This is a genomic window from Nocardiopsis oceanisediminis (assembly GCF_048595525.1).
Classification (GTDB): Bacteria; Actinomycetota; Actinomycetes; order Streptosporangiales; family Streptosporangiaceae; genus Nocardiopsis_A; species Nocardiopsis_A oceanisediminis.
In genome coordinates this window covers 3,367,443-3,393,531 of record NZ_JAFMZJ010000001.1, presented here as the reverse complement: position 1 = coordinate 3,393,531, position 26,089 = coordinate 3,367,443, and the positions used below count along the sequence as shown (strand labels likewise).

The window sequence follows — 26,089 nt, the reverse complement described above, 5'->3', positions numbered from 1 at the left end:
GCGACGGGAGGCTCCACAGTGGTCCCCATGGACGCACAGCACGGCCCGGAGGGCCTGCACACCATCGGTGAACTGGCACGGCGCACCGGCCTGAGCGTGAAGACCATCCGGTTCTACGCCGACGAGGGCGTCGTCCCGCCCACCGCCCGCAGCGCCGCGGGCTACCGGCTCTACGACGCCGAGGCGGCCGCGCGCCTGGACCTGGTCCGCACGCTCCGCGAACTCGGCCTCGGCCTGCCGGACATCCGCGGCGTGCTGGACGCGGGGGACGGCCTGGGCCGGGTGGCCGCGGCGCACGCCGAGGCGCTCGACGCCCGCATCCGCATCCTCCGCCTCCGCCGGGCCGTGCTGCGCACCATCGCCCGGAAGGAACCGACCGCAAGGGAGATCTCCCTGATGAACCGCCTCGCCCAGCTGTCCGCCGAAGAGCGGCAGGCGATCCTCGACGACTACCACGAGTACGTGTTCGGCGGGCTGGACACGGCCGAGCAGCCCGCCGCCACGATCCGCTCGATGCGGGTGGAGCTGCCCGACGACCCCACCCCCGAGCAGGTCGACGCCTGGGTGGAACTGGCCGAACTGGTCCAGGACCCCGGGTTCCGGGACCGTGCCCGGCAGATGGCCGAAGAGGGCGCCCGGGCCCGCGCCGCCGACGAGGACCCGCGGCCCGGACCGGAGGCGCAGCAGGCCGCCGGCATCGTCATCGAGACCGGCCGCGCCGCCCTGGAGGCCGGCACCGCGCCCGGCTCCGCCGAGGGCCGCGCCGCGCTCGACGCCGCCATGGCCCGCCTCACCGCGGCCGACCCCTCGGTCGAGGACACCCCGCAGGGCCGGATCCGGCTCGCGGACGGCTACGCCGCCTTCACCGACGCCCGCGTGGAGCGCTACTACCGGCTCCTCGGCAAGGTGAACGGGTGGCCCGCCTTCGAGCCCGGCGTCCCCGCCTTCGAGTGGTTCATCGCGGCCCTGCGCGCCTCGGCCGCCTGATCCCCGACCGGCCCCGCCGGCACCGCCCGGCGGGGCCCGCCCCGGCCCGGGACGCCCCCTGGCCGGGGCCCCGCGCGCCCGGACGCGCTCCGGCGCCGCCTCCCCGGAGGGGCCGCAGGCCGGGCATCGGCGCTCCGCCCGTTCTCGGACGGAGGCCCGGCCCCGGCCGGAAGGAGGGCGGGCCGGGCGCGGGCGCCCGCTTCGCGGCGGTCCGCCCGGCCGGGCCCCGCACCCGCTCAACGGGCGGCCCCCGCTTCCGGGCCGCTCCCGGCGGCGCCGGGCCGGAACCCGGGTGGAGGAGGCGCGCTCCGCCCGCCGCCCGGACGGCGCTCGCCGTGCGCGGATGCGGGCGGAGGCCGGGAACCGGCACCGGACACAGGACCGCCGCCGCCTCCGCGAGCGTGCGGAGGGGCGGCGGCGCCGGCCCGGCGGCCGGATCAGAAGGACTCGAAGAACCCGTAGTAGCTCAGCGCGCCGTTGGTGGCGATGAGCGCGACCGCGGCGAGCATGACCCCCACGATGAAGCCGCTGCGCAGCGAGCGGACCAGGTACTCCAGCGACAGCACGTTGTTCAGCAGGAAGTAGCCGAGCTGCATCGCCAGCACGAACCCGGCGAAGTTGAAGCCGTCCATCAGCTCGGCGCCCCACAGCCCCTCGTAGGACCAGGGCTGCCCGGTCCACACGTCGGTGGCGGTGAACCACTGCCAGGCCTGGGCGGCGCCCCAGCCCAGCGGGATCTGCAGGATCGGGATGACCAGCAGCGGAACGAGCTTGACGAAGCCCCACACGCCCGGACTGGAGGCGCGGCGCGCATCGGAGCGGGCCCGGCGGGCGGCGTCCTCCTCGGCGCGCAGCCGGTCCCGGTGGGCGCGCTCGGCCTCGCGGCGGCGGCGCTCCTCCTCGCGCTGAGCCTCCTGCCGGCGCCGCTCCTCCGCCTGCCGGTAGTGCTCCTCCTCGGCCCGGCGGCGCTGCTCCTCCTGCTGCTGGGCGCGGGTGGCCGAGGCCGTGTCCTGCCCGGAGCCGCGGTACAGGTCGCCGTAGGCGTCGTCGGCGGCCGGCGGCATCGCCGCGGTCGCCCCGGGCCCGCCGGACGGATCGTAGGCGGCGGTGCGCCCGGCGCCCTGCCCGTACTGCGCGGTGGGCTGGTGGCCGGCGGGGGCCTGCCCCGGGTACTGGGCGGTGCGGCCGTCGGCGCCCATCACCGAGGTGGCGTCGCCCCCGCCGGGCCCTCCCATGGCCTGGCCGGCGGCGTAGCCCGCGGCCGCGCCGGCGGCTCCGGCGGCGCCCGCGCCCAGCACCGAGGTGCGGCCGTCCGCCCCGCCCTCGGTGGCCCCGGTCGCGGTCGGGGCGCCGCCCAGCGCGGCGTTGACCTTCTCCACCTGGTCGCGGATGCCCTGCTGGAAGACGGGCGGCAGCCAGGACGCGCCGCCGGGGGCGTCGCCGAGGAAGTCGAGCAGCTGGCCGGGGGTGGGCCGGTTGCGGGCGTCCTTGGCCAGGCAGGCGGCCACCACCCGCTGCAGCGACGCCGGCACCGCGCTGGTGTCCGGCTCGTTCTGGATGATGCGCATGACCATGGTGTGCATGGCGCCCTCGCCGAACGGCCCGGTGCCGGCCGCCGCGTAGACCAGCACCGCGCCGTAGGCGAACATGTCGCTGGCCGGGGTCATGTGCTCGCCCTGGACCTGCTCGGGCGACATGAAGCCCGGCGTGCCGATGATGGACTGGGTGGCGGCCGTGCCGTCGGTGGCGCGGGCGATGCCGAAGTCGATGACGCGCGGCCCGTCCTCGGCGAGCAGCACGTTGCCCGGCTTGAGGTCGCGGTGGATCAGCCCGACCCGGTGGATCTCGCTGAGCGCCTCGGCCAGGCCGGTGGCCAGCACCCGCAGCGAGTACTCGGGCAGCGGGCCGTGCGCCTGGACCGCGTCGTCCAGCGGGAGCGAGGGCACGTAGGAGGTGACCAGCCAGGGCACCTCCCCCTCGGGGTCGGCGTCGATGACCGGCGCGGTGAAGGCGCCGCTGACCTGGCGCGCCGCGGTGACCTCGCGGGCGAACCGCTCCCGGAAGGAGGGGTCGGCGGCCATGTGCGGGTGGATCCGCTTGATCGCGACGGCCCGGCCCCCGGCGGAGCGGCCGAAGTAGACCTGGCCCATGCCTCCCGCGCCCAGTCGGCCGATCAGGCGGTACCGCCCGATGCGCTCCGGGTCGCCGTGCTCCAGTGGGCCCACGTTGAAACCTCCGTTGATCGCCGCCGCGGGGTGGCCGCCCTTTCCCGCGATCGTAGCCGGATCTCCGGGCGCGGCCCGTGTCCTCCGGGGGGCGCGTTCGTCCTTTTTTCCCGGCGCCTCACCCCTCATCGGAAGACGCCCAGTCTAGGGGGTGGGAGTACGTTCAACGCCGACCTTACTGCGTAGATCCTAGTGGGGCGCGCCATCTGCCGCGGCCCGTTCGACCCGCCCTCCCGCGGGGGGCCGGCCTGCGGACCACGGCGCGCCTCCCCCTCCCGAGCAGCGGTTCGCCGCCCTGCCCAGCGCCTACCTCACGGCCTCCGGGCCGATCACCGACCCGGGCGGCCGGGTCCCGCCGGCGGAGCCCGGGCACAGGGGGCACCGGCCCCCGCCGGGCCGCGTGGCGGAGCACGCCGAGGCCCCGCGCCCGTCCGCCGCCCTGGAGGCCCTGCGCACCGGCCGCACCGTCCACATCGCGACCTGACGCCCCGCTCCCTCGGCGCCCTTCTTCAGCGGGCCAGAAAGCGCGCCGTATCCAGGTCGAAGCCGAACGGCTCGGGGACCGCGAGCCGCTTTCCGAAAGCCACGGTCTCCGACTTGCGGTACTCGCCGTTCTCCGGGGCCGTGTAGAGGGTGACGGTCGCCCGGAGCGGGTCGATGAGCAGGTAGGCCGGGATCATCGCCGCCGGGTAGATGCCGAGCTTGAGGTCCCGGTCGTTCTCCGCGTTGGTCGGAGAGACCACTTCCGCGACGAGCAGGACGTCGTCCGGCGGGATATGGCTCGCGTCGGTCGCCAGTACTTCGTACGGTGCGACGAACAGGTCCGGAATGGTGCTGCGTCCGATGTGATGCATCCGGATCTCAAGGTAGGACTCGACATCGTAGCCCTGCGGAAGCACAGGCTTGATCTGCCAGAGCAACTCGAAGACATTGCGCTGGTGCTTGCCCGCGGGGGCGGGCGACATGGTGATCTCTTCCTTGAGGATCTCCACCCGGTATCCCGCCGGGGGGTCGAGGGAATCGAGCGCCTCGAACAGGCCGGCCGCGCACTCGGGTGCGGTCACTGCCATCCGCGGCCTCCGTGCCATGAGGTGCCGTCCCCTCGATCCTGGTGCAACGCCCACCGGCGCCGCACGGTTTTCAGGTTACTCGTCCCCCTTTTCCCAAGGATTCAGCGCACCGGGCGCTCGAGAGAGGACTTCCTGTAGAAGTCCGCGGCTCCGGATGACGGGCGGATCAGGCCGGTTCCGCCGGGGCGACGGTGATGCCCAGGGAGGAGAGCAGCATGCCGGCCTGCTCCGGGGAGATCACGGCGCCGCGCAGCGCGTCCGCCCGCTCCAGGCGGATCTCGCCCAGGTCGGCGCCGCGGAGGTCGGCTCCGCGCAGGTCCGCGCCGGCCAGCAGCGCGCCGCGCAGGCGGCTCTCCCGCCACACCGTGCCGCGCAGGTCGGCCCCTGTCAGGTCCGCCTCGTCCAGCCGGTCGCCGGTGAAGGCCCGGCCGCGCAGCGCCATGCCCTTGAGCGAGGCGAGCATCAGGTTGCACCGGGTGAAGGAGGCGCCGATGCCGCGGGAGGCCTCGAAGCCCGCTCCGGTGAGCCGGCAGCCGGTGAAGGCGGTGTCGGCGAGGACCGCGCCCGCCCACCGGGTGCCGGCCAGGTCGGTGCCGTCGAACACCGCGTCGGCGCACTCCGCGGAGGCGAAGGAGGCGTTCCCGGCCGTGCCGCCCTCGAAGCGGGCGCCGTCCAGGTCGGCCCGGTCGAACCGGGCCCCGTCGGCGGTGCACCGGGTGAGCACGGCCCCGGTCAGAAAGGCGCCGCTCAGGTCTGCGCCGCGCAGGTCGCACTCGGTGAGGGTCAGCGGGCGCCCGGGGACGGCGGACAGCGCGGCGGTGAGGTCCCGCCCGGAGAGGTCGGCGCCGCGGATCTCCCCGCCGGCGGCGAGCTCGTGCAGGTGGTCGGTCATGCGGGCAGGCTAGGGGCCGGGGGCGACAGGGCGGCGGCGGGGGCGCGCATCCGGCGCGGCGGCCCGCCCCGGGCGGGTCCGGGGCCTGCGCCGCCCCTCCGCCCGGGGGCCGTTCGCCCGGGGCGCCGGGCGGGGCCGGCGGCAGGGGGCGGGGTGCGGGCGGCGCGCCGCCCGCACCGGTCTCACTCCACCTTGTCGGGCTCGGTGCCGGGGTCGCCGTCGAGGATCTTCACCAGCCGCGGCGGGAGCTCGTCCAGGGCGTAGTGGAGGCTGAGCAGCGACCCGAAGGAGAGCGCCCCGTTGAGCCGGCTCATCTCCGGCATCTCCAGGACCCGGCCCTCCTCGGCGGTGGCCAGCTTCTTGAAGACGTCCCGGCCGGTGACGCTGTCCTCCGGGGCTCCGTAGAGCCCGACCAGCAGCGCGTCGGCCTCCAGCACCTCCAGGTCCTCCAGGGCGACCTGCTTGGGCTCGCGGTTCTCGTCGGTGAACAGCGCCTCGGCGTCCTCGGGCAGGGAGAAGCCGAGCTGGGCGAGGAAGCCCGGGGCGGGGCCCTCGGCGTAGGCCCAGGCCTCCCCGGTGATGGAGCTGGCCAGCAGCGCGGTGGACTTCGCGAAGTCGGGGTTGTCCTCGCGGATCTCCTCGAAGCGGGCCTCGATGTCGGCGATGAGCGCCTCGGCCTTGTCCTCCTCGTCGAGGGCGGTGCCGACCATGCGGGCGATGTCCTGCCAGGGGGTGCCGTAGTCGGCGTACTCGGCGTGCTGGGCGACGGTCGGAGCCAGCTCGGACAGGGTGGTGTACTCCTCCTCGGTCAGCCCGGAGTTGACGCCCAGGATGAGGTCGGGGCGGAGGCTGCCGATCTGCTCGAAGTTGAGCTCCTCCACCGGGAGCACCTCGGGGGTCTCGGCGTCGCCGAGCGCCTCGGCGGCCCAGGGCCACAGCGCGCCGGGGTGCCCGCCGAACCATTCGCGCACGCCGACCGGGGCGACGCCCAGCGCCAGCGCGTAGTCCTGCTCGGTGAGGCCGACGGTGACCACCCGGGAGGGGGTGCCGGAGATCTCGGTGCTGCCGTACTTGTGCTCGATGGTGCGGCTCGGGCCGCTCCCGCCCTCGCCGCCGGCGGTGCCGCTGCTGCAGCCCGCCGCGCCGAGCGCGGCGATCCCGCCGAGGCCGATGAGGGCGCTGCGCCGCGAGAAGGCGGGGCCGGAGAGAATGCGCCGTGCGCGCCGGGTCCGCCGTGCTGTCCTGGTGTCCACTGTGCCTGCTCTCCTGAACGTCTGCTGCGGCCGGGGCGCGGGGGCGCCCCGGGCACGGCGGCGCCTCCCCTGTTCAGAGGGGATGACCCGCCCATCGATCAGAGATTAGGTTAGCCTAAACTGACATCGCCGCGAGCAGAGGGGGCCGGGGAGGTCCCGGAGGCCGGGGGCGGCCGGCAGGGGCGGCCTTCCGAGCCCTCGGGCGCCGGCGGGCGGGAACGCGGAGGGCGCTCCCCGGACGCGCGGAGGCGGAGGCCTCCGCGGCGATGTCCGCGGGCCTCCCGGGCGGCGCGCTCCCGTGGAAGGGCCGCTCGGACGCCGAAGGCGGGAACGCCCGCGGCGGCGCCCGGAGGCCTTCCAGCGGGCGGCGGTCCCGGCGCCGCTGCCGGGGAGCCGCCGCATCCGGGCGGAGCGGGGCGGCACGCTCTCCCCTCCGCGGGGACGCCCGCCCCGGTGCCGGTCAGACCGGCCAGACGCCGGACGAGCCGCGGCGGTGCGAGCCGAGCAGGTGGGTGTCGATGATGCCGACGGCCTCCATCAGCGCGAACATCGTCGTCGGCCCCACGAACGCGAACCCCTCCCGGCGGAGCGCCTTGGCCAGCGCCAGCGATTCCGGCGACTTTGCGGGGATCTCCGCGAACGTGCGCGGGCGCGGCGTCGTGTCGGGGCGGAAGGACCACACGAACTCCGCCAGGCCGCCTTTGTCCCGGAGCCCGATCGTGGCCTGCGCGTTGGTGATCGCGGCGAGGACCTTCGCCCGGTTGCGCACGATCCCGGCGTCCCCCATCAGCCGCTCCACGTCGTCCCCGCCGTAGCGGGCGACCCGGTCGGGGTCGAAGCCCTCGAACGCGGCCCGGAAGGCGGGGCGCTTGCGCAGGATCGTCGCCCACGACAGGCCGGCCTGGAACGCCTCGAGGCTGATGCGCTCGTACATCCCCTGCTCATCGCGGACCGGCATGCCCCACTCGGTGTCGTAGTAGTCGCGCAGCATCGGGTCGGCCGCCGCCCAGGCGGGGCGGGCGAGCCCGTCGCCGCCGACCACCGTCCCGGGGTCGGCGCCGGTGTCCGGGCCGCTCCCGGAGGCGGGCGCGGTGATCGGGTCTTCGGCGGGCGCGGTGTTCACGTGTCGTGCCTCCCGGTGCTGTCGTCAGGGGCGCGGTTCCGGCCGCCGGGACCGCCCGCGCGCATGGTGGTAGGTGGCGAGTCGGCGGGCGCGGCCGCACAGGTCCGCTCCGGCGCCCCTGGGCCGGCCGCCCGGAAGGGCCGGCCCGCTCACCGAGGGCCCCTTTCGGCCGCGAGCGGGTGCAGCGGTGAGACTCCGCCGCCGGTGATCCGCCACAGCGCCCCGTCCGGGTGCGCACCGCGCATCCCCTCCGCCAGATCCGCCCCGGCGAGGCGCCCGGCCCGGACCGCGGCCGCGCCCAGAGCCAGGGTGCGCCGGGGCGTCCACGGAGTCGACCAGGCCAAGCGGCGGATCATCTGCGCGAGCCCCGCCGCGGCGCCGCCCAGCACCCACAGGTCCGGTTCCGGGCAGGTGAGCCTGCGGGCCTGGCGCAGCCACGAGGCCGCCTCCTCCGGCCAGGACACGGTGTCGAGCACCGCCCCGCCCGCCTCCTCCCACGCCCGTGCGAAGCGTGCGGCGCTCTCCCGCGCGGCCTGGTCGCGGCCGCTGCCCAGCACCACCGACCGCGCCCCCGTCCGGGCGGCGAGGCCGACCAGTGCCGCGAGCTCGGCTCCGGTGGCCGGCGCCGGCGGGGCGGTGTGCCCGGCGGTCGCGCGCCCGGGCAGCCGCGGGGTCGCCGCCCTCACCGCTGCGCCCCCTTCCACGCCCGGTGCTCTTCGGGCAGGCAGGAACCGCACGGGCGGTATCCGGTGGCGACCGCGGTCGCCTCGTCGGCGAAGAACACGCGGTGCTCCGCATAGCCGCCCTTCGCGATCGCGCGGAGCGCCGCCGGGCAGTCCAGGCGCCCGTAGACGCGGCTGCCGCGATGCCCGCCGAGGCGGCCCGGCACCGCGCTCTCATAGGCCCTCGGCCCCGGCCCGAGCAGCGTGTAGGTCTTCCCGTTCACGGCCGCCCCGCTCATGCGGCGTCGTGGAAGACGAGTGCGAGGGTGTGGCGCTGCCCGGAGCGGATCGCCGAGACCCCGTGGCGCACCGGGGCCGCCGACCAGCCGCGCTTGGAGCGCACCGGGCGGTCGCGGGTGGTGAAGAGGTAGCCGTGGCCCTGGGGCAGCAGGAACGCGGTCCCGCGCGACTGGGCTCGGGGCCGCTGCTCCAGCAGCAGGAACTCCCCGCCGGTGTGGTCGACGCCGGGGGCGTTGAGGTTGATGACGACCTGCAGCGGGAACACGAGGTCGCCGTAGAGGTCCCGGTGGAGCGCGTTCCAGTCCTTCTCGCCGTATCTGAGCAGGATCGCGGTCGACTTCACCTGCCCCGCCTCGTGGCACATCCGGAGCCATTCATCGAGGGTGTCGGGCCAGACCGCTTCGCGCCCCAGCTTCTCCCACCAGTCGCGGGCGATGGGCAGCAGCCTCGGGTAGAGCGCCTGCTTCAGCCGCTCGACCGGCTCCGGATAGGGGGCGTTGAAATAGCGGTACTCGCCCTCGCCGAAGCGGTGGCGGCCCATGTCGACCGTGGTGCGGAACGTGTCGCCGCCGGCGCCGTAGAGGCCGCGGATCCCTTCGGCCTCCTCCGGGGTGAGCAGCTGCGGAAGCAGTGCCCCGCCGTACTCGTTCACCTCGCCGGTGATCGCCTCCCAGTCGCCCGAGGCGACCCGGTCGGCGTACACGTCCTTCGTGCTCTTCTCGCTCATGCCGCGTTCTCCAAAGCCAGCAGGGTCGTCTTCGCTTCAAGTCCGCCGATGTAGCCGCCCAGGCCGCCGTCGGTGCGCAGCACCCGGTGGCAGGGGACCACCACCGGCAGCGGATTCGTCGCGCACGCGGTGCCGACCGCGCGCACCGCCTTCGGGTTGCCGACGAGCTCGGCGACCTCCTTGTAGGACCGGGTGCGGCCGTATCCGATCTGCGGCAGGCACCGCTGCACGATCCGGCGGAACCCCGAGGACAGCGCGTGGTCCAGCGGCACGTCGAAGCCGTGCCTGCGGCCGGCGAAGTACTCCTCCAGCTCCGCGGCCGCCGGGTCCAGCCGGGCCGGGGCTTCCAGCACCCGGGGGCTGACCTTCGCGGCGAGCGCCTCCAGCACGGTGTCGAAGCCCTCGCGCTCGAACGCGACGCGCACCAGGCCCCTCGCGGTCGCCGCCAGCAGCAGCGGACCGACGGGGGTGTCCAGGGTGCGGTAGGCGACGTCGAGGACGCCCTCGTCCGCGGCGCGGGCGGCCAGTGCGGTGTGCAGGCGCGCGAGGTCATCGCCGGAGACCGGGAACGCTTCGTGGTTCATCGGGATGCTCCTTTCCGTGGGTCGCCCGCGTGGTGGGTCCGTCTCAGGCTCTTGACGCCGTCCGCCGCGGCCCGGCGCACCGCGTCCGCGCTGCCGCCGATCAGCTCGGCGGCCTCCGCGTACGGCAGCCCGCCGAAGTAGTGGTAGGCGACCGCGAGGCGCTGCCGCTCGGGGAGCGCGGCGACCGCCTCCCAGAGGCCGTGCTCGTCGCCGCCGGGGTTGCCCAGCGGCGAGGGCCGCTCGGGGACGTCCTCGGTGGGGACCGCCCGGCGGGAGCGGGAGCGGGCGGCGTCGATCGCCTTGCGGTGGGCGACGCGCACCAGCCACGCCTCCACGTTGGCGTCCTCCGGCAGCTCCGGCCAGGACCGGAGGGCTGCGAGGAAGGTCTCCGACCAGGCGTCGTCGGCGTCGGGGCCCGGGCCGAGCACGGCACGGCACACCCGCAGCACGGTGGCCCCATGCCGCTTCACGGCCTGCTCGAATGGTTCCTTCATCTTCATCGCACCGTAGACGCGCCGGCCCGGCCGGATGTGAGACACGATTTCTCAGAACAGCCGGGAAGCGGCGGCCTCGGCGGGTTCCTCCAGCTCCAGCAGCCACCGCTTGCGCTCCAGGCCGCCCGCGTACCCGGTCAGGGAGCCGTCCGCCCCGACCACGCGGTGGCAGGGGAGGAAGACGCACAGGGGGTTGCGCCCGACCGCCCGCCCGACCCGCCGGGCCGCCCGCCGGTCGCCGAGCCGCTCGGCCAGCGCCCCGTAGCCGATGGTCCGCCCGTAGGGGATCTCCGCCAGCAGCGCCCAGACCCGTTCGGAGAACGCGTCCCCCCGCGTGCTCAGGGGCACGCCGAAGGAGCGGCGCCGGCCGGCGAGGTACTCCTCCAGCTCGGCCCCGGCCCGCGCGAGCACCCCGTCGGCGCCGGCGTCCACGCGCTCACCGAACGCCGACGCATCGGGAAGGGGCCGGTGCCCCGGGAAGTACAGCCCGGCCAGCCCGCCGCCGTCCGCGACCAGGGTCACCTCGCCCAGCACCGTCCCGATCCGCGTATGCCGCGCCGTCTTCATCCGCATCACCTCTCCTGCTCGCCCGGTAGACGTTTCGGCGGCGCCGAACGTGAGGTCCGCGCGGCGGCATCTGCGAACCGGCGGGAGGGGGCTCGTCGCATGGCGCCGGACAGGGCGCCCCGGCCGCCCGCACGTCCCGGCCGCAAGGCACCTCCGGCGGTCCCCGCCGGCGCGCATGGGCGCAGCGGCCTCTCCCCCCGCTCGCGGCCGCCGGCCGCGCTCCTTCGGAGGACCGGCCCCGGCCACCGGGCCCGGCCCCACCTCGTCGGCCGCGGATCGCGCCGCTGCCGCCCGTCCGGCACGGACACGGTCGTGCAGCCGCCCCGGCTCCGCGAGCCCGGCGGCGGTCCGAGCACCGCGTCACAGGTCGAGGTGTCCGGTGATCAGGGCGGCCAGGGCCCCGGGGTGCTGTGGAAGGAGCGGGCGCGCACCCGGCCGTCCGAGCGGCGCACCCAGGAACCGGCCTGTGATGCCCACACCGCCGAGCACCAGGCCGCCGCCCCGGTGGCGCGCCCCCGCCTCCGTGGCCTGCCTGGAGCCCGGCGGACGGAAGTCGCCGACCTCTCCGAACCGCGGCCCTGGCCGCTGCGGGGAGGGCCCGCTCGATGTGGCTGCCCGGCCTGGCCTGCCTGTTCGAGGGCGTGCCGCATGGTCCCGGATGGACTCGGCCACGGGGAAGACGGGAACCCCGCCCGACCGGATCCGAGACGGCCGGCGGAGACCCCCGACGCCAGTCGCACGGCTAGCCGACGTCCCACAGGCGGACGGTGCCGTCGACGTGGCCGGCGGCGAGGGTGTCGCCGTCCGGGCCGAACGCCACCGATTCCACCCGTTCCTCGCCCGGGAGCACGGTCTTCTCCTGCCAGGTCGCGGTGTCCCACAACCGCACGGCGCCCTCGTGGTCGCCGGCCGCGAGGACGGTGCCGTCGGGGCTGAACGCCACCGATATCGCGCATGCCACCTCCGGGAGCGAGGTGTCCTCCTGCCAGGTGCCGGTGTCCCAGATCCGCACGGTGCCGGTGCACCCGGCGAGGGTACCGCCGTCGGGACTGAACGCCACCGATACGAACGAGGGGCCGTTCTTGACGAGGACGTCGATCTCGTCGCCGGTCCCGGGGTCCCACAGCCGGACGGCCCCGCCGTCGCTGTCCTCGAACACCTCGGCCGTGTCCTCCGCCTCGCCGGTGGCGAGGACGGTGCCGTCCGGGCTGAACGCCACCGAGGTCACGTAGTTGGGAGGGCCCTCCAGGGAGGCGGTCTCCTCCCCGGTGCCGGTGTCCCACAGCCGCACCCTGCCGACGGGGTCGCTCGCGGCGACGGTGTCCCCGTCCGGGCTGAACGCCACCGAGGTGATCCAGTCCTCCTCGACCAGGGCGGCCTTCTCCTCCCAGGTGCCGGTGTCCCACAGCCGGACCGATTCGCCGCCGGTGGCGAGGGCGGTGCCGTCGGGGGCGAACGCCAGCACCGGGGACCCGCTGGTCAGCAGGGAGTCGTCCTCGATGAGGGTGGTGGCCTGCTCCCGGGTGCCGGTGTCCCACAACCGCACGTCGGCCCCCGTGTCGCTGGTGGCGAGGACGGTGCCGTCCGGGCTGAACGCCACCGTGTCCACCGGGTCCTCGTGCCCGGTGAGGATGGAGGCGGGTTCAGGGGTCTCGGGCGCGGAGCCGGGCCCGCCGCCGTCGCCTCCGGTCCGCAGGGCGACGGCGCCCGCGGCGATGCCGATCGCCGCGGAGGCCACGGCGGCGGCCCAGGCCGCTCTCCGCCGCCCTCCCCCGGCCCGGCCGGCCCGCCCTCCCGCCGCGGCGCGGGGCGCGGGGGCCCGGCGTGCGGGCTCGACGAGGGTCGGAGCCGGGGGGTGCGTGGCCGCTTCGGGCCCGCCGGCGGGCGGCCGGGCGGTGCCGGGCGGAGGCCCTGCGGCGCGGGCCTCCGGGGCGCCCAGGCGGGCGAGGACCGCCTCGGGGGTGGGCCGCCGGTCCGGGTCGTGGTTCCAGCACTCGGCGATCAGCGCGCGGGTGCCGGGGTCGATGCCGCCGGGGTCGGGGGGCGGGCCGATGAGGCGGCGGATCGTCGCGGCCATGGAGTCCCCGTTGAAGGGGTTGGTCCCGGTGGCGGCGAAAGCGAGGACGGTCCCGAGGGAGAACATGTCCGAGGCCGGGCCGACGTGGGAGTTCTCGGTCTGCTCGGGCGACATGTAGGGCAGGGTGCCGAACACCGCCTCGCGGGTGGTCAGGCTCTCGGAGTCCAGCGGCCGGGCGATGCCGAAGTCGATGATGCGGGGGCCGTCGCCGCCGAGGATGATGTTGCCCGGTTTGAGGTCGCGGTGGACCAGCCCGCAGGCGTGCACCGCCTTGAGCCCTTCGGCCAGCCCGGCGGCCAGCGCGTGCAGGGCGGGAGGCGCGATGGGCCCCTCCTCCCGGACCGCGTGGTGCAGCGTGGGGCCGGGGATGTAGGCGGTGGCGACCCAGGCGGGGTCCCCCTCCGGGTCGGCGTCGACGACCGGGGCGGTGTGGAATCCCCCGACCCGGCGCGCGGCGTCGATCTCGCGGGAGAAGCGGGCGCGGAAGTCGCCCTCCCGGGCCAGGGCGGGGCGGATGACCTTGACGGCGACGCGGCGCCCCGAAGGCGTGGCGGCGAGGTAGACCCGGCCCATGCCGCCTTCGCCCAGGCGGTGGGTGAGCCGGTAGCCGCCGATGTGTGCGGGATCGGACGGTTCCAGCGGCTCCAGCCCCATCGGCCTCCCTCCAAGGCGCTCGGAGCCGGCCCGGAGCGCGACCATCCCCGCCGCACCCGGCGGAGGGTCCTCACCGTAGCCACAGCGGAACCGGGAACGCACGACATGTCACCGGATCGCAACCGATCATCCGAACCTTCGGACGGATGCGGCGTCCCTGCCGCGGCGGCGCCCCGCACCGCCGCGATGGCAGGACCGGGCCCCCTGGCCATCGGGGTCGGGCTCGGCCCCGGCACCGCCGAGCGCCCCGGCGGCGGCCGGGCCGCCTTCCACGGAGGAGGCCTCGGCCTCCTGACCCCCGCGCCGCATCGGTCCGGGCTCGGGCCGCCGGCCGCTCGCGTTCCGCGGGCCGGTGGAGGCGGGGTGCGGTGCCCCTCGTGCCGGAGCCGGGTGCGGGCCAGGTTCCGACACCCGGTGGCCGATGACCGATCCGGCGGTGGAACGGGGCCGGATGTGATCGGATGGGAGCCGCCCGCGGAAGCGGGCCAGTGGCAGTCCACGACAGACCGGAGGAACCACCATGGCGACCACGCGGACCGCGCACACCGTCTGGGAGGGCGAGCTTCTCAAGGGCGGCGGCACCGTCTCCTTCGACTCGTCCGGTATCGGCTCGCAGCCGGTGTCGTGGCCCTCGCGGGCCGAGCAGGCGAACGGGAAGACCAGCCCCGAGGAGCTGATCGCCGCGGCCCACTCCAGCTGCTTCTCGATGGCCCTCTCACACGGGCTGACCGGCGCCGGCACCCCGCCCACCCGGCTCGAGACCACGGCGGACGTCACGTTCCAGCCGGGCGAGGGCATCACCGGTATCCACCTGCGGGTCAGGGGAGAGGTGCCGGGCCTGGACGGGGAGGGCTTCGCCTCCGCCGCCGAGGACGCCAAGAAGAACTGCCCGGTCAGCCAGGCCCTGGCGGGGACCACCATCACCCTCTCGGCCGAGCTCGCCTGAGGCCGCTGCGCGCTTCGGCGCAGGGTCCGGCCCCGGCCGCGTCCTCTTCTCCGTCACCGCCGGGTGCGACGCCCCCCGGCGGGAGGAGCGCCCCGCCCCCGCCCCTTCCGCGCAGGGGCGGGGCGCATCCGTGCGGAGGCGTCCGCGAGCCGGACACCCCCGACCCGCCCTGACCGGCCCTCCCAGGGGCCGGGGGCGGTTCAGGTCCAGGCGCGCTCGTCGAAGACCGCCCGGTAGTCGCGGGCCCACTCCGCCATGGTGGTGGCCGGGCGCCCCAGCAGTTCGGGCAGCGTCGCGGTCAGGGCGGCGTTCCTGTTCCAGCGCGTGAGCGTGTAGACGATCGCCATGAACCCGACGGTGTCCCAGGACACGCCGCGCCGGAGCAGGCGGGCGGCGAAGCGCGGCGGACTCGGCCTGGTGTAGCGCACCGGCCGCTCCAGGGCCGTTGAGAGCAGGGACGCCGCCTCGTCCATGTCCAGGCTCTCGGGCCCGGTCAGGGTGTAGGTGCGGCCGGCGTGGGCCGCCGGGTCGTCCAGGACGGTGCGGACCGCCTCGGCCACGTCCCGGGCGTCGAGGAAGGCGGTCCGCCCCCGCCCCGCGGGGATGAACACCTCACCGCGCTCGACGATGTCCACCCCGTGCGTGGACACGGCCCGGCACAGGTTCTGCATGAAGAAACCGCAGCGCAGGATCGTGAAGTCGGCGCCGCCGGCCCGGATGCGGTTCTCGACCCGGTTGTGCGGCACGATCGGCCCGGCCTGGGCCCCGGGGACGGAGATGTACACGATGTGGCGGACGCCCGCGGCGACGGCGGCATCGATGAAAGGCTCCATCCGGGTGCGCACGGTGCGCGGACTCGGCAGCGGGAACAGCAGGAACAGGGACGTGGCCCCGTCCAGGACGGCCGGCCAGGTGGACCTGTCGTCGTAGTCGAAGGCCACGGCGGGCAGGTCCCGGCCCAGCCGGGCGCGCAACCGCTCGGGCGAGTGGGCGGCGATCCGGTACGGCGGCGGATCGGCCTCGGCGCTCAGCCGGAGCAGCAGCTCTGTGCCGATGTTGCCCGTGGGGCCGGTCAGGACGATCATGCCCCCACCTTAACCGGAGTGAGCACTCACTCCTGTTAGGGTGCGGTCATGGAACCGCCGTCCTCCCGCTCCCGGGCACCGCAGATGGACCGGGACGCGCGCAGGGAGATGATCGTCTCCCACACCATGGACCTGCTCGCCGAGCACGGCCGCCCGGTCACCACCCGCGAGATCGCCCTGGCCGCGGGCATCGGAGAGGGAACGATCTTCAGGGTCTTCGCCGACAAGGAGGAACTGCTCCGGGAGTGCCTGCTGGAGGCCATGCGCATGAAGGAGGCCACCGCGCAGGTGGAGGCGGTCGGACTCGCGGGCACGCCGGACCGGCGCCTCACCCGGGCCGCGGCCGTCATGCAGGACCACATCACCCGCGCCGGGGCCATCGCCGCCGCGCTGGGAAGGCAGGTGCCCACCGGGCCCGGAACCGACCGCGCCGAGGCCTTCTCCGCCGCCCGCAACGCGCTGGCCCGGCTGATGGAGCCCGAGCGCGACCGGATGTCCCACCCCCCTGAACAGGTCGCCGCGCTCCTGATCGGGCTGCTGTTCGAGCGGTCCTTCGGCCTGGCCTCGGCCACGGGCCTGTCGACGCGGGACCTGGTCTCCATCGTCCTGCACGGCGCCCTCCGCCCGGAGGAGGGGGAGAGCCCGTGACCGGGGCCCCTTCCACCGCCCTCTCCCTGATCCGGGTGCGTGCCGCGACGGTGGTCGCGGCCGCCGCCGCGGCGCTGGCCGTGTGGGCCGTGGCCGACCCGCTCCTGGGCATCCCCCTGATCGCCCAGGGCGCTCCGGGGCGGCCTCCCATGGAGGTCGGCCCCGTTCCCGTTCTCGCGGTCTCGGTCGGCTCGGCCCTGGCCGGGTGGGCCCTGCTGGCCCTGCTGGAGGGTTTCACGGCCCGCGGCCGGACGGTGTGGACGGTGATCGCCGTCGCCGTGGTGCTGCTGTCCCTGGTGCCGGTCCTGGGCGGGCGGGGAACGGCCGTTCAGGTGATCCTGGCCTCGCAGCACGTGCTGGTCGGAGGCATCGTCATCGCCGGATTCACCCGGACCCCGGGCCGCTGACCCCACCGGCGCCGGGCCGGCGCGAGCACGGGGGCGGGCCGGAAGGGGGAGGCCCGCCGCGGCGTCCAGGACGGCGCTCCTCGGACGGGACCGCCGCGCCCGCACCGGGCCGACCAGGCTGCGCGGCCGGGGCGAAGCCGGCCGGGGTCCGGTGGACCGCCCTGCGGCCCCGCTCACAGCACCGGCCGGGAACCGGGCCTCCCCGTGCGGCCCCTTCCCCGGAGCGGAGCCCCGCAGGGGCGGAGGGGGCTCTCACCGGGCCCGGCGGCCGGCCAGGTAGACGGCCGCTCCGGCCATGCCGAAACGCAGTTCGTCAGGGGTGCTCAGGCGCACGGCTTCGGAGGGGTCCTAGTCGCGCAGCCGCAGGGCCAGGAAGAGGTCCACCCGGTGGTCCAGGCGGCCCAGGTCGCGGCCGGTCAGTTCCTCCACCCGGCCGATCCGGTAGCGGAGCGTGTTGACGTGCACGTGCATCGCGTTGGCGCAGCGCTGCCAGGACCCGGAGTGCTCCAGGAACCGCTCCAGGGTCTCCACCAGGTCGGAGCGGTGGTCGCGGTCGTAGGCCAGCAGCGGCCCCAGCAGCCGCTCCCGGTAGGCGTCGCGGATCTCCTCGGGGACCGAGGCCAGCAGCAGCTCGTGGGTGTCGATCTCGTCCCCGGCCACCACCTGGACGCGGCCGCCGCGCAGCCGGGCCAGGCGGCGGGCGTGCCGCGCCTCGGCGGCGGCGCCGCGCAGGTCGCCCAGGGGCCGGGCGGTGCAGCCCACCCCCACCGCCAGCCGGTAGTCGGTCAGCCCGGGTTCCAGGGCGCGCGCGCCGCGCTCCAGCTCGGCGCGGAGCGTCCCTGCCCCCTCGCCGTCGCCGACCGCGGCGACGGCCAGCACGTCGCCGTCGCCGGTGACCACGGTGTCGGGGCGGCCGGCCAGCAGCTCGGTGACCACCCGGCGAGCCAGGTCGGGCAGGCGCGGCTCGGGGACCAGCTCGGCGCTGACCGCCACGTGCAGGGCGCCCTCCGGGTCGGCCATGCCGCCGGCCCGCAGCAGCGCGGCGGCCTCCTCCCTCCGGTGCCCGGTGAGCAGCCTGGGCAGCCCCTCGGCGTGCCGGGCGTCGTTGAGCGCCCGCTCCTCCTCGCGGCTGCGGGCCAGCACCGCGATGGAGGAGAGCTCCGCGGCGGTCTCGTGGGCGTCCTCGGCCCAGGAGCGGTGGTCGCCCGCGCACACCAGCAGCCACCGGGCCAGCGGGTGGGACTCGCGGGTCTGCACCGGCAGCACGGTCAGCACCCGCGGCGGGGCCTCGCCCGGGGCGTGCACCTCGCGCGGGAAGGAGGGCGCGGTCAGCGCCCGGTGCGCGATCTCCAGCCGGGTCTCCTCGCCGAGCTCCGGGCCGGCCGCGGCGACCGCGCGCCCGGTGCTGGAGACCACCCAGGCGTTCACCCCCGCCTGGTCGGCGGCGTGCGCGAACACCTCCGGGAAGTCCGCCCCGGCGGCGACCTCCGCGATGAACCTGCGGTGCCGGTCGTGCCGCTCGGTGATGGTGGTGAAGCGGTTCCGGTTGAGCAGCCGCAGCACCTCCTCGGTGACCGCGCCGAAGGAGGTCTCGGTGGGCACCTCCACCAGCGGGATGCCGTGCCGCTCGCAGGCCCGCACCAGGTCGTCGGGGATCTCGCCCAGGGCGGTGCCGGCGCCCAGCGCGGCCGCCCCGGCCTCGACCAGCGAGGCCACGAAGGTCTCGGAGTCCTCCGGGCGGGTATGCCACATCATGCCGGTGAGCACCAGCTCCCCGCCGGACAGGTAGCGCGCGGGTTCCAGCAGGTCGGTGGTGTAGGCCCAGCGGATCGGCAGGTCCGACTGGTCGCCGCCGCTGAGGACCCGGAGCCTCAGCCGCGGCAGGGAGAGCAGTTCGCCGAGCCGCATGGGCGTCCCTTCGTACCGGCGTGTCGCGGAGTCCGAACGCGGCCCGTACAGCGGACGGGAGCGTCGGTGTGGCGGACACGTTAACTCAAACCCGGCGGTTGTAGGAATCCACCAACCACCGGCCCCGACCAGCAGGTCGGTTCGGCGCTTCACCGGGTGGTCGGCGCCGGTTCCCCGGTGGTCTACTTCACATACACGCACGGCGTAGACCACACGGGAGAGGCGGACACGCTCCGCACCGGGCGAGCGACGAGGACGATCATGGATTTTTTGCGCCCTTCGACCTTGGAGGAAGCGCTCGCCGCCAAGAGCGGGCGCCCCGCCGGGGTGCCCATCATGGGCGGCACCGACGTCATGGTCGAGCTGAACTTCGACAAGCGCCGCCCCGAGGCCCTGATCGACCTCACCCGGATCGCCGAGCTGCGCGAGTGGACCTTCGAGGGCGACGCCGTCCGGCTGGGGGCCGGCGTCCCCTACACCCGGATCATCGACGAGCTGAGCGCGCACGCCCCCGCCCTGGCGCAGGCGTCGCGGTCGGTCGCCTCCCCGCAGATCCGCAACCGGGGCACCGTCGGCGGCAACCTCGGCGGCGCCTCGCCCGCCGGCGAGTGCCACGCGCCGCTGCTGGCCACCGACGCGGTGATCGAGCTGGCGTCGGTGCGCGGCGTGCGCCGGGTCCCCGCCCGCGGGTTCTACCTCGGCCTGCGCAGGACCGCCCGGCAGGACGACGAGCTGATCACCGCGGTGCTGCTGCCCCGCCCGGCCGGCCCGCAGCGGTTCTCCAAGATCGGCACCCGCAACGCGATGGTGATCGCGGTCGCCAACTTCGCCCTGGCGCTGAACGCGGAGAAGCGCACGGTCGGCACCGGCCTGGGGTCGGTGGCGCCCACCCCGGTCCGCGCCGAGGAGGCCGAGGAGTTCCTCGCCGCCGAGTTCGACTGGGACGGCGGCACGCCGCCGGCCGAACCGGTGGTGCGCCGCTTCGGCGAGCTGGTCGCCTCGGTGGCCCGCCCCATCGACGACCAGCGCGGCTCCGCCGAGTACCGCAGGCACGCCGCCGGCGTGATGGCGCGGCGCGCTCTCGGCTGGTCGGCGGCCGAGTACCGCGACGACCTGAGAGGAGACACCCGATGCGCGTGACGTTCACCGTCAACGGGGAGAAGGCCTCCGTCGACGACGTGTGGGCGGGCGAGAGCCTGCTGTACGTGCTGCGCGAGCGGCTCGGGCTCCCCGGCAGCAAGAACGCCTGCGAGCAGGGCGAGTGCGGTTCGTGCACCGTCTACCTGGACGGGGTCACCGCCTGCTCCTGCATGGTGGCCGCCGGCCAGTGCGAGGGCCGCGACGTGCGCACCGTCGAGGGCCTGGCCGAAGAGGGCGGCGAGGGGGCGGAGCGGCGCCTCGGCGCGGTCCAGGAGGCCTTCGTCGAGATGGGCGCGGTGCAGTGCGGCTTCTGCACCCCGGGCCTGGTGGTGCAGACCGACGACCTGATCGCGCGCACCGTCGGCGCGGGCAGGGGCGTGCCCGCCGAGGCCGAGATCCGCGAGGCGCTCGCCGGCAACCTGTGCCGGTGCACCGGCTACGAGAAGATCATCGACGCGGTGCGGGTCGCCGCCGAACGCGAGGCCGCCAAGGCCGGGGAGGCAGTATGAGCACCGGACAGAGCAGCGCGGGCACCGTCGTCATCGACGGCGCCTACATCGCCACCGTCGGCGGCGCCGAGTACCCGGTCGGCCACATGGTCATCGAGGACGGGCGGATCACCCGGGTCGGCTCCGGCGCGGCCCCCGAGGTCCCCGGCGCGCGGCGCATCGACGGCCGCGGCTGCCTGGCCACCCCCGGCCTGGTGAACACGCACAACCACCTCTACCAGTGGGCCACCCAGGGGCTGTTCACCGACGGCACGCTCTTCGAGTGGCTGGTCGGATCCTACGAGATCTGGCACCGGCTGGACGCCGACGTGGTGGCCGGCACCACCACCGCGGGCACCGCCTGGCTGGCGCTGTCCGGCTGCAGCACCGTCTCCGACCACCACTACATCTTCCCCTCCGGGCGGGGCGACATCGCCGCCGCCGAGGTGGAGGCGGCCCGCGCGGTCGGCGTCCGACTGGACCTGGCGCGCGGCTCCATGGACCGCGGGCACTCCCAGGGCGGCCTGCCGCCGGACTCGGTGGTGGAGACCACCGACGGCGCGCTGGCCGGCACCGCCGCGGCCGTCGACACCCACCACGACCCGGCGTTCGACTCGATGACCAGGGTCGCCGCGGCGCCCTGCTCGCCGTTCTCGGTCAGCGCCGAGCTGATGCGCGGCGCCGCCGAACTGGCCCGGGAGAAGGGCGTCCGGCTCCACACCCACCTCGCCGAGACCCTCGACGAGGAGGAGAAGTGCGCCGCCGAGTTCGGCTGCACCCCGGTGGAGTACGCCGAGAAGCTCGGCTGGCTGGGCGAGGACGTGTGGTTCGCGCACGCGGTGCACCTCTCCGACGCCGCCATCGCGCGCATCGCCGAGACCGGCACCGGCATCGCGCACTGCCCCACCTCCAACGCCCGGCTGGGCGCGGGCATCTGCCGCACCACCGAGCTGCTGGCCGCCGGCGTCCCGGTGGGCCTGGGCGTGGACGGGCCGGCCTCCAGCGAGCTGACCCCGCTGTCCGGCGAGATCCACCAGGCGCTGCTGATGGCGCGCGCCCGCAAGGGCCCGCAGGCGCTCACCGCCCGCCAGGCGCTGCACATGGCCACCCTGGGCGGCGCCCGGGTGCTGGGCCGCCACGCCGAGCTGGGGTCGCTGGAGGCCGGCAAGCTCGCCGACGTCGCGCTGTGGCGCGTCGACGGGTTCGGCTACGACGTCATCGACGACCCGGTGGTGGCGCTGGCCTTCGGCCCCACCCCGCCGCTGGAGCACCTGCTCGTCGGCGGCCGCACCGTGGTGGAGCGCGACGAGCTCCGCACCGTCCCGCAGCAGGCCGCGGCCGAGGCCGGCCGCGCCGCGCACCGGAGGCTGACCAAGGAGGTGGACCGGTGACGGCGCCCAGCACCGCCCGGGCCCCGGTCGATCTGTCCAGCACCACCCCCGACGGCATCGGCGCCAGCCCCCGCCGCCCGGACGGCACCCTCAAGGTGACCGGGGAGTTCGCCTACTCCTCCGACATGTGGATGGAGGACATGCTGTGGGGGGCGACCCTGCGCAGCCCCCACCCGCACGCCCGGATCCTCGGCATCGACACCACCGGGGCGGTGGCGCTGCCCGGCGTGTACGCGGTGCTCACCCATGAGGACGTGCCCGGCGAGAAGCGCTACGGCCTGGAGTACCGGGACCAGCCGGTGCTCGCCTTCGGCAAGGTGCGCTACAAGGGCGAGGCGGTGGCGATCGTGGCCGCCGACCACCCGGAGACCGCCCGCCGCGCGCTGGACCGGATCCAGGTCGACTACGAGGTGCTCGACCCGGTCTCCGACTCGCGCGCCGCCGCGTTCGACCCCGGGTGCCCGCTGGTACACGAAGAGGGCTCGCTGGAGATCCACGAGGAGTACAACCAGCGCGGCAACCTGGTCCGGCACCAGCCGATCCGCACCGGGGCGTTCGCCTCCGGCGCCGCGGTGGAGGAGCTGCGCGCCCGGGCCGACGCCGTGGTCGCCTCCGACTACGAGGTCGGCATGCAGGACCAGGCGTTCCTCGGCCCGGAGTCGGGGATGGCGGTGCCCGCCGAGGACGGCGGCGTGGACCTGTACATCGCCACCCAGTGGCTCCACGTCGACCAGCGGCAGATCGCGCCGGCCCTGGGGCTGCCCGAGGACAAGGTGCGGCTGACCCTGGCCGGGGTGGGCGGCGCGTTCGGCGCCCGCGAGGACCTGTCCATGCAGATCCACGCGTGCATGCTGGCGCTGCGCACCGGCAGGCCGGTCAAGATCGTCTACAACCGCGAAGAGTCGTTCTACGGCCACGTGCACCGGCACCCGGCCAGAATGCGCTACGAGCACGGCGCGAAGAGCGACGGCACGCTGCTCTACGCCACCCTGGAGATCGTCCTGGACGGCGGGGCCTACGCCTCGGCGACCCCCGCGGTGGTCGGCGTCGCCTCCTCGCTGGGCATCGGCCCCTACGAGGTGCCCAACGTGCTGGTGGACGCCTACGGGGTGTACACCACCAACCCGCCGTGCGGGGCGATGCGCGGCTTCGGCGCGGTGCAGGCCTGCTTCGGCTACGAGTCGCAGATGGACCGGCTCGCCGCCGAGCTGGGCATGGACCCGGTCGACCTGCGGATCAAGAACTCCATGTCGCAGGGGTCCCGGATCATCACCGGGCAGGAGATCGACATGCCGCTGCCCATGGCGGAGATGCTCCGGCGCTCCAGGGACATGCCGATGCCGCCCGCCCGCGAGGAGCTGGAGGACCCGTCCGACCTGCGGACCCTGCCCGGCGGCACGTCCAACACGACGCACGGCGAGGGCGTGGTGCGCGGGGTGGGCTACGGCGTCGGCCTGAAGAACCTGTGCTTCTCCGAGGGGTTCGACGACTACTCGACCGCGCGGGTGCGGCTGGAGGTCATCGGCGGCGAGCCCGCGGTGCTGGTGCACACCGCCGCCGCCGAGGTCGGCCAGGGCCTGGTCACCGTCAAGGGCCAGATCGCCCGCACCGAGCTGGGCGTGGAGCGGGTGACGATCCACCCCTCCGACACCCGGGTGGGCTCGGCCGGCTCCTCCTCGGCGTCCCGGCAGAGCCACATGACCGGCGGCGCGGTGAAGACCGCGTGCGAGGCGGTCCGCGGCAGGGTGTTCGACCTGGCCCGGGAGCGCGGGGTGATCCCGGCCGGGCACTCCGGCGAAGGGCTCTCCCTGGCCGGCGGGAAGCTCGTCTCCGAGACCGAGGGGGTGCTGGCCTCCCTGGCGGAGCTGCTCGGCGGCACCGCCGTCGAGGAGACCCGGGAGTACCGCCACCGGCCCACCGAGATGCTCGACCCGACCCGGGGCCAGGGCTCCTCGCACACCCAGTTCGGGATGTGCGTGCACCGCGCCGTGGTCGACGTCGACCTGGAGCTGGGCCTGGTGAAGGTGGTGGCGCTGGACGCGGTGCAGGATGTCGGAAGGATCCTGCACCCCCAGCAGCTCGCCGGGCAGATCCAGGGCGGCGCCGCCCAGGGCCTGGGACTGGCGCTGATGGAGGAGGTGCAGGTCGAGGAGGGCCTGATCAGGAACCCGTCGTTCACCGACTACCTCATCCCCACCATCCTGGACACCCCGCCGATGCGCATCGACGTGCTGGAGCACCCCGACCCGCACGCGCCCTACGGGCTGCGCGGGGCGGGCGAGCCCCCGACGCTCTCCTCCACCCCGGCGATCGTGGCCGCGGTGCGCGATGCCACCGGCCGCCCGCTCACCCGCGCTCCGGTCCGCCCGGAGGACATCGTGGGAATCGAGCTGCGGCGGCCGTGATGCGGGGGCGGTGGTGGAGCGGGCCGGCCGGTGCGGTGCCCGGGGGCTTCGGCCCCGGGCTCGGTCGGCCCGGTGTTCCCCTCCTCCACGCTCCGCCCCCGGCGGACCGGGGCGGCCGGGAGCGCGTGCCCGGCCCCCCGTCCGCCGCCCCGCGGGGCCTCCTCCGGAGGCCCCGCGGACAACAGAACCTCCCGCCGGTCCCCTGTCGAGGGGGACCCGGCGGGGCGCAGACCTGCCCGCCCCGGTCCGCCGGCGCCCTCGGTCGCCGGGGCGGGCAGCCATACCGTTTCGACCCCTCCGGACCCAGGAGGAACCAGGGCGCCGGGCACCGGGACACCCCCGGGTGCCCGCACGGCCCCGCCGCACACCGCGGCGCGGACCGCCGGTAAGGTACACCGGCTCCGGACCGGCCCCCATGGGCCGGCCCGCGACGGCACGGCCATGACAGGCCTTGCCGAAGATCGACACGTAAAGTAACGATCCCCCCACTACCGGTGACCGGGCAGGGCAAGCCCGGCTCCGTATCCCTCCAGGAGGGGCAACATGACTCAACTCGACGCGAAGGGGTCCGGGCCGGAGCAGCCGGCCCAGGCCTCCGGGACCGCTCGATCCTGGCTCGACCGGTTCTTCTTCGTATCCGAGCGCGGCTCCAGCTACGGGCAGGAGATCCGCGGTGGCCTGACCACCTTCATGGCGATGGCCTACATCATCGTCCTGAACCCGATCGTGCTCAGCGGCGCGCAGGACATCAACGGCTACGCGCCGACCTTCGCCCAGCTGACCACCATGACGGCGCTGTCCGCGGGCATCGCCACCATCCTCATGGGCGTCGTGGGGCGGGCCCCCATCGCCCTGGCGGCCGCACTCGGCGTGATGGCCGTGGTCGCCTACCAGGCGGTGCCGCTGATGACCTGGCCGCAGGCGATGGGCCTGGTGGTCTGGCAGGGCATCGCGATCATCGTGATGGTCGTCACCGGGGTGCGCACCGCGGTGATGAACGCGATCCCGCACAACCTCAAGCTCGCCATCGGCGTGGGCATCGGCATGTTCGTCGCGCTGATCGGCCTGAAGAACGCCGGGTTCGTCAGCGCAGGCGAGGGCAGCCTGCTCCAGCTGGGCACCACCGGGCACCTGTCCGGCTGGCCCGTGGTGGTGTTCATCATCGGCCTGCTGGTCGCGGCGATCCTGCTGGCCCGCAAGGTGCCCGGCGCGATCTTCTACGGCATCCTGAGCGCCACGGTGATCGCGATCGCCGTGACCTACGCCTTCCGCCTCCCCGACGAGACCTGGGGCGACTCGGTGCCCCGGCTGCCCGACACCCTGTTCGTCGCCCCCGACTTCAGCCTGCTCTTCCAGATCGACCTGTTCGGCGCCTGGTCCCAGGCCGGCGTGGCGAGCAGCGCGGTCATCCTGTTCACCCTGGTGCTGGCCGGCTTCTTCGACGCCCTGGGCACCATCCTGGCGGTGGGCAACAAGGCCGGCCTGACCGACGACAAGGGCCAGATGCCGCGCACCAACCAGATCCTGGCGATGGACGGCACCGGCGCCGTCACCGGCGGCCTGACCAGCTCCTCGGCCACCCTGGTGTTCGTGGAGTCCACGGCCGGCGTCACCGAGGGCGCCCGCACCGGCCTGGCCAGCGTGGTCACCGGCGGCCTGTTCCTGCTGGCGATCCTGTTCTCCCCGGTCTTCGGCATGGTCCCCGGCCAGGCGGCGTCCTGCGCGCTGGTGCTGGTCGGCGCCATGATGATGATGGGCGTCAAGGCCATCGACTGGGACGACATCTCGATCGCGGTCCCGGCGTTCCTCACCATCGCCCTGATGCCGTTCACCTACGACATCGCCACCGGCATCGGCGCCGGCATCATCTCCTACACCGTCATCAAGACGGCGATGGGCCGGTTCCGCGAGGTCGGCTGGCTGATGTGGATCCTGACCGGGGTGTTCCTCATCGACTTCGGCCTGGCCGGGGTCGAGCGGATACTCGGGATCTGACCCCTCCCCTCCCTCCCCCCGCAGCGGCGGCGCCCGCGTCCCTCCCGGACCCGGGCGCCGC

At 75.3% G+C, this 26,089-nt stretch carries 23 protein-coding genes; 9 read left to right on the top strand and 14 right to left on the bottom strand.

Annotated elements, in window-relative coordinates; all coding sequences use genetic code 11:
* Window positions 1-27: 27 nt before the first annotated feature.
* The gene (locus J0910_RS14975) at window positions 28-987 is read left to right on the top strand and encodes a MerR family transcriptional regulator (RefSeq protein ID WP_420159119.1); all 960 of its coding nucleotides are present in this window, start codon (window positions 28-30) and stop codon (window positions 985-987) included.
* A gap of 437 nt (window positions 988-1,424) precedes the next feature.
* Here the strand turns inward: J0910_RS14975 and J0910_RS14970 are convergent, their stop codons facing one another.
* The 12 genes from J0910_RS14970 to J0910_RS14915 all read right to left on the bottom strand — a co-directional run bounded on the left by J0910_RS14970 (window position 1,425) and on the right by J0910_RS14915 (window position 13,615).
* Entirely contained in the window at window positions 1,425-3,212 is a 1,788-nt protein-coding gene (locus J0910_RS14970; RefSeq protein WP_420159118.1) for a serine/threonine protein kinase, read from the bottom strand.
* Between the two features lie 509 nt (window positions 3,213-3,721).
* Window positions 3,722-4,282: a Uma2 family endonuclease gene (locus tag J0910_RS14965; protein ID WP_420159117.1), complete on the bottom strand. Its 561-nt coding sequence runs from the start codon at window positions 4,280-4,282 to the stop codon at window positions 3,722-3,724.
* A gap of 166 nt (window positions 4,283-4,448) precedes the next feature.
* Window positions 4,449-5,174 (bottom strand): pentapeptide repeat-containing protein, encoded by a 726-nt coding sequence (locus tag J0910_RS14960; RefSeq protein ID WP_420159116.1) that lies wholly within the window; start codon window positions 5,172-5,174, stop codon window positions 4,449-4,451.
* A 182-nt stretch (window positions 5,175-5,356) separates the two neighbouring features.
* Window positions 5,357-6,427 carry an ABC transporter substrate-binding protein gene (locus J0910_RS14955; RefSeq protein ID WP_420159115.1) on the bottom strand — a complete coding sequence of 357 codons (1,071 nt, stop codon included), beginning with the start codon at window positions 6,425-6,427 and terminating at the stop codon, window positions 5,357-5,359.
* Window positions 6,428-6,887: 460 nt separating this feature from the next.
* The gene (locus tag J0910_RS14950; protein ID WP_420161999.1) at window positions 6,888-7,523 is read right to left on the bottom strand and encodes a DNA-3-methyladenine glycosylase I; all 636 of its coding nucleotides are present in this window, start codon (window positions 7,521-7,523) and stop codon (window positions 6,888-6,890) included.
* Window positions 7,524-7,699: 176 nt separating this feature from the next.
* Window positions 7,700-8,236 carry a type 1 periplasmic-binding domain-containing protein gene (locus J0910_RS14945; RefSeq protein ID WP_420159114.1) on the bottom strand — a complete coding sequence of 179 codons (537 nt, stop codon included), beginning with the start codon at window positions 8,234-8,236 and terminating at the stop codon, window positions 7,700-7,702.
* The gene (locus J0910_RS14940; RefSeq protein WP_420159113.1) at window positions 8,233-8,496 is read right to left on the bottom strand and encodes an Ada metal-binding domain-containing protein; all 264 of its coding nucleotides are present in this window, start codon (window positions 8,494-8,496) and stop codon (window positions 8,233-8,235) included. Before J0910_RS14940 ends, J0910_RS14945 begins: the two co-directional genes overlap by 4 nt.
* An 11-nt stretch (window positions 8,497-8,507) precedes the next feature.
* A complete protein-coding gene (locus tag J0910_RS14935) occupies window positions 8,508-9,239 on the bottom strand; it encodes a 2OG-Fe(II) oxygenase (protein ID WP_420159112.1) in 732 nt (243 codons plus the stop codon).
* Entirely contained in the window at window positions 9,236-9,823 is a 588-nt protein-coding gene (locus J0910_RS14930; RefSeq protein WP_420159111.1) for a methylated-DNA--[protein]-cysteine S-methyltransferase, read from the bottom strand. The genes J0910_RS14935 and J0910_RS14930 overlap by 4 nt, the downstream gene beginning before the upstream one ends.
* On the bottom strand, window positions 9,820-10,317 hold the full coding sequence (locus J0910_RS14925; RefSeq protein ID WP_420159110.1) for an RNA polymerase sigma factor: 498 nt from the start codon (window positions 10,315-10,317) through the stop codon (window positions 9,820-9,822). The genes J0910_RS14930 and J0910_RS14925 overlap by 4 nt, the downstream gene beginning before the upstream one ends.
* 51 nt (window positions 10,318-10,368) lie before the next feature.
* Window positions 10,369-10,890: a methylated-DNA--[protein]-cysteine S-methyltransferase gene (locus tag J0910_RS14920; protein WP_420159109.1), complete on the bottom strand. Its 522-nt coding sequence runs from the start codon at window positions 10,888-10,890 to the stop codon at window positions 10,369-10,371.
* Window positions 10,891-11,626: 736 nt separating this feature from the next.
* Window positions 11,627-13,615, bottom strand: coding sequence for a WD40 repeat domain-containing serine/threonine protein kinase (locus tag J0910_RS14915; RefSeq protein WP_420159108.1), 1,989 nt, complete (start codon window positions 13,613-13,615; stop codon window positions 11,627-11,629).
* A 520-nt stretch (window positions 13,616-14,135) separates the two neighbouring features.
* On the opposite strand from J0910_RS14915, the gene J0910_RS14910 reads away from it, so the two are divergent.
* Complete coding sequence (locus tag J0910_RS14910; protein WP_420159107.1) at window positions 14,136-14,561, top strand: OsmC family protein; 426 nt, start codon at window positions 14,136-14,138, stop codon at window positions 14,559-14,561.
* A gap of 200 nt (window positions 14,562-14,761) precedes the next feature.
* Here J0910_RS14910 and J0910_RS14905 read toward each other — a convergent pair whose 3' ends face one another.
* Window positions 14,762-15,646: an NmrA family NAD(P)-binding protein gene (locus tag J0910_RS14905; protein WP_420159106.1), complete on the bottom strand. Its 885-nt coding sequence runs from the start codon at window positions 15,644-15,646 to the stop codon at window positions 14,762-14,764.
* A gap of 48 nt (window positions 15,647-15,694) precedes the next feature.
* On the opposite strand from J0910_RS14905, the gene J0910_RS14900 reads away from it, so the two are divergent.
* A complete protein-coding gene (locus tag J0910_RS14900) occupies window positions 15,695-16,294 on the top strand; it encodes a TetR/AcrR family transcriptional regulator (protein ID WP_420159105.1) in 600 nt (199 codons plus the stop codon).
* Window positions 16,291-16,701, top strand: coding sequence for a DUF6069 family protein (locus tag J0910_RS14895; RefSeq protein WP_420159104.1), 411 nt, complete (start codon window positions 16,291-16,293; stop codon window positions 16,699-16,701). The genes J0910_RS14900 and J0910_RS14895 overlap by 4 nt, the downstream gene beginning before the upstream one ends.
* Window positions 16,702-17,049: 348 nt before the next feature.
* On the opposite strand, the gene J0910_RS14890 is transcribed toward J0910_RS14895, so the two are convergent.
* On the bottom strand, window positions 17,050-18,609 hold the full coding sequence (locus J0910_RS14890) for a PucR family transcriptional regulator (protein WP_420159103.1): 1,560 nt from the start codon (window positions 18,607-18,609) through the stop codon (window positions 17,050-17,052).
* 261 nt (window positions 18,610-18,870) lie between these two features.
* On the opposite strand from J0910_RS14890, the gene J0910_RS14885 reads away from it, so the two are divergent.
* The 5 genes from J0910_RS14885 (at window position 18,871) to J0910_RS14865 (ending at window position 26,028) form a co-directional block, all read left to right on the top strand.
* A complete protein-coding gene (locus tag J0910_RS14885; RefSeq protein WP_420159102.1) occupies window positions 18,871-19,749 on the top strand; it encodes an FAD binding domain-containing protein in 879 nt (292 codons plus the stop codon).
* Window positions 19,740-20,258, top strand: a complete 519-nt coding sequence (locus J0910_RS14880; protein WP_420159101.1) for a (2Fe-2S)-binding protein — start codon at window positions 19,740-19,742, stop codon at window positions 20,256-20,258. The genes J0910_RS14885 and J0910_RS14880 overlap by 10 nt, the downstream gene beginning before the upstream one ends.
* Window positions 20,255-21,628 (top strand): 8-oxoguanine deaminase, encoded by a 1,374-nt coding sequence (locus J0910_RS14875; protein ID WP_420159100.1) that lies wholly within the window; start codon window positions 20,255-20,257, stop codon window positions 21,626-21,628. Before J0910_RS14880 ends, J0910_RS14875 begins: the two co-directional genes overlap by 4 nt.
* Window positions 21,625-24,033: a xanthine dehydrogenase subunit D gene (gene pucD, locus J0910_RS14870; RefSeq protein WP_420159099.1), complete on the top strand. Its 2,409-nt coding sequence runs from the start codon at window positions 21,625-21,627 to the stop codon at window positions 24,031-24,033. Before J0910_RS14875 ends, pucD begins: the two co-directional genes overlap by 4 nt.
* 543 nt (window positions 24,034-24,576) lie before the next feature.
* Complete coding sequence (locus tag J0910_RS14865) at window positions 24,577-26,028, top strand: NCS2 family permease (protein ID WP_420159098.1); 1,452 nt, start codon at window positions 24,577-24,579, stop codon at window positions 26,026-26,028.
* Window positions 26,029-26,089 lie beyond the last annotated feature (61 nt).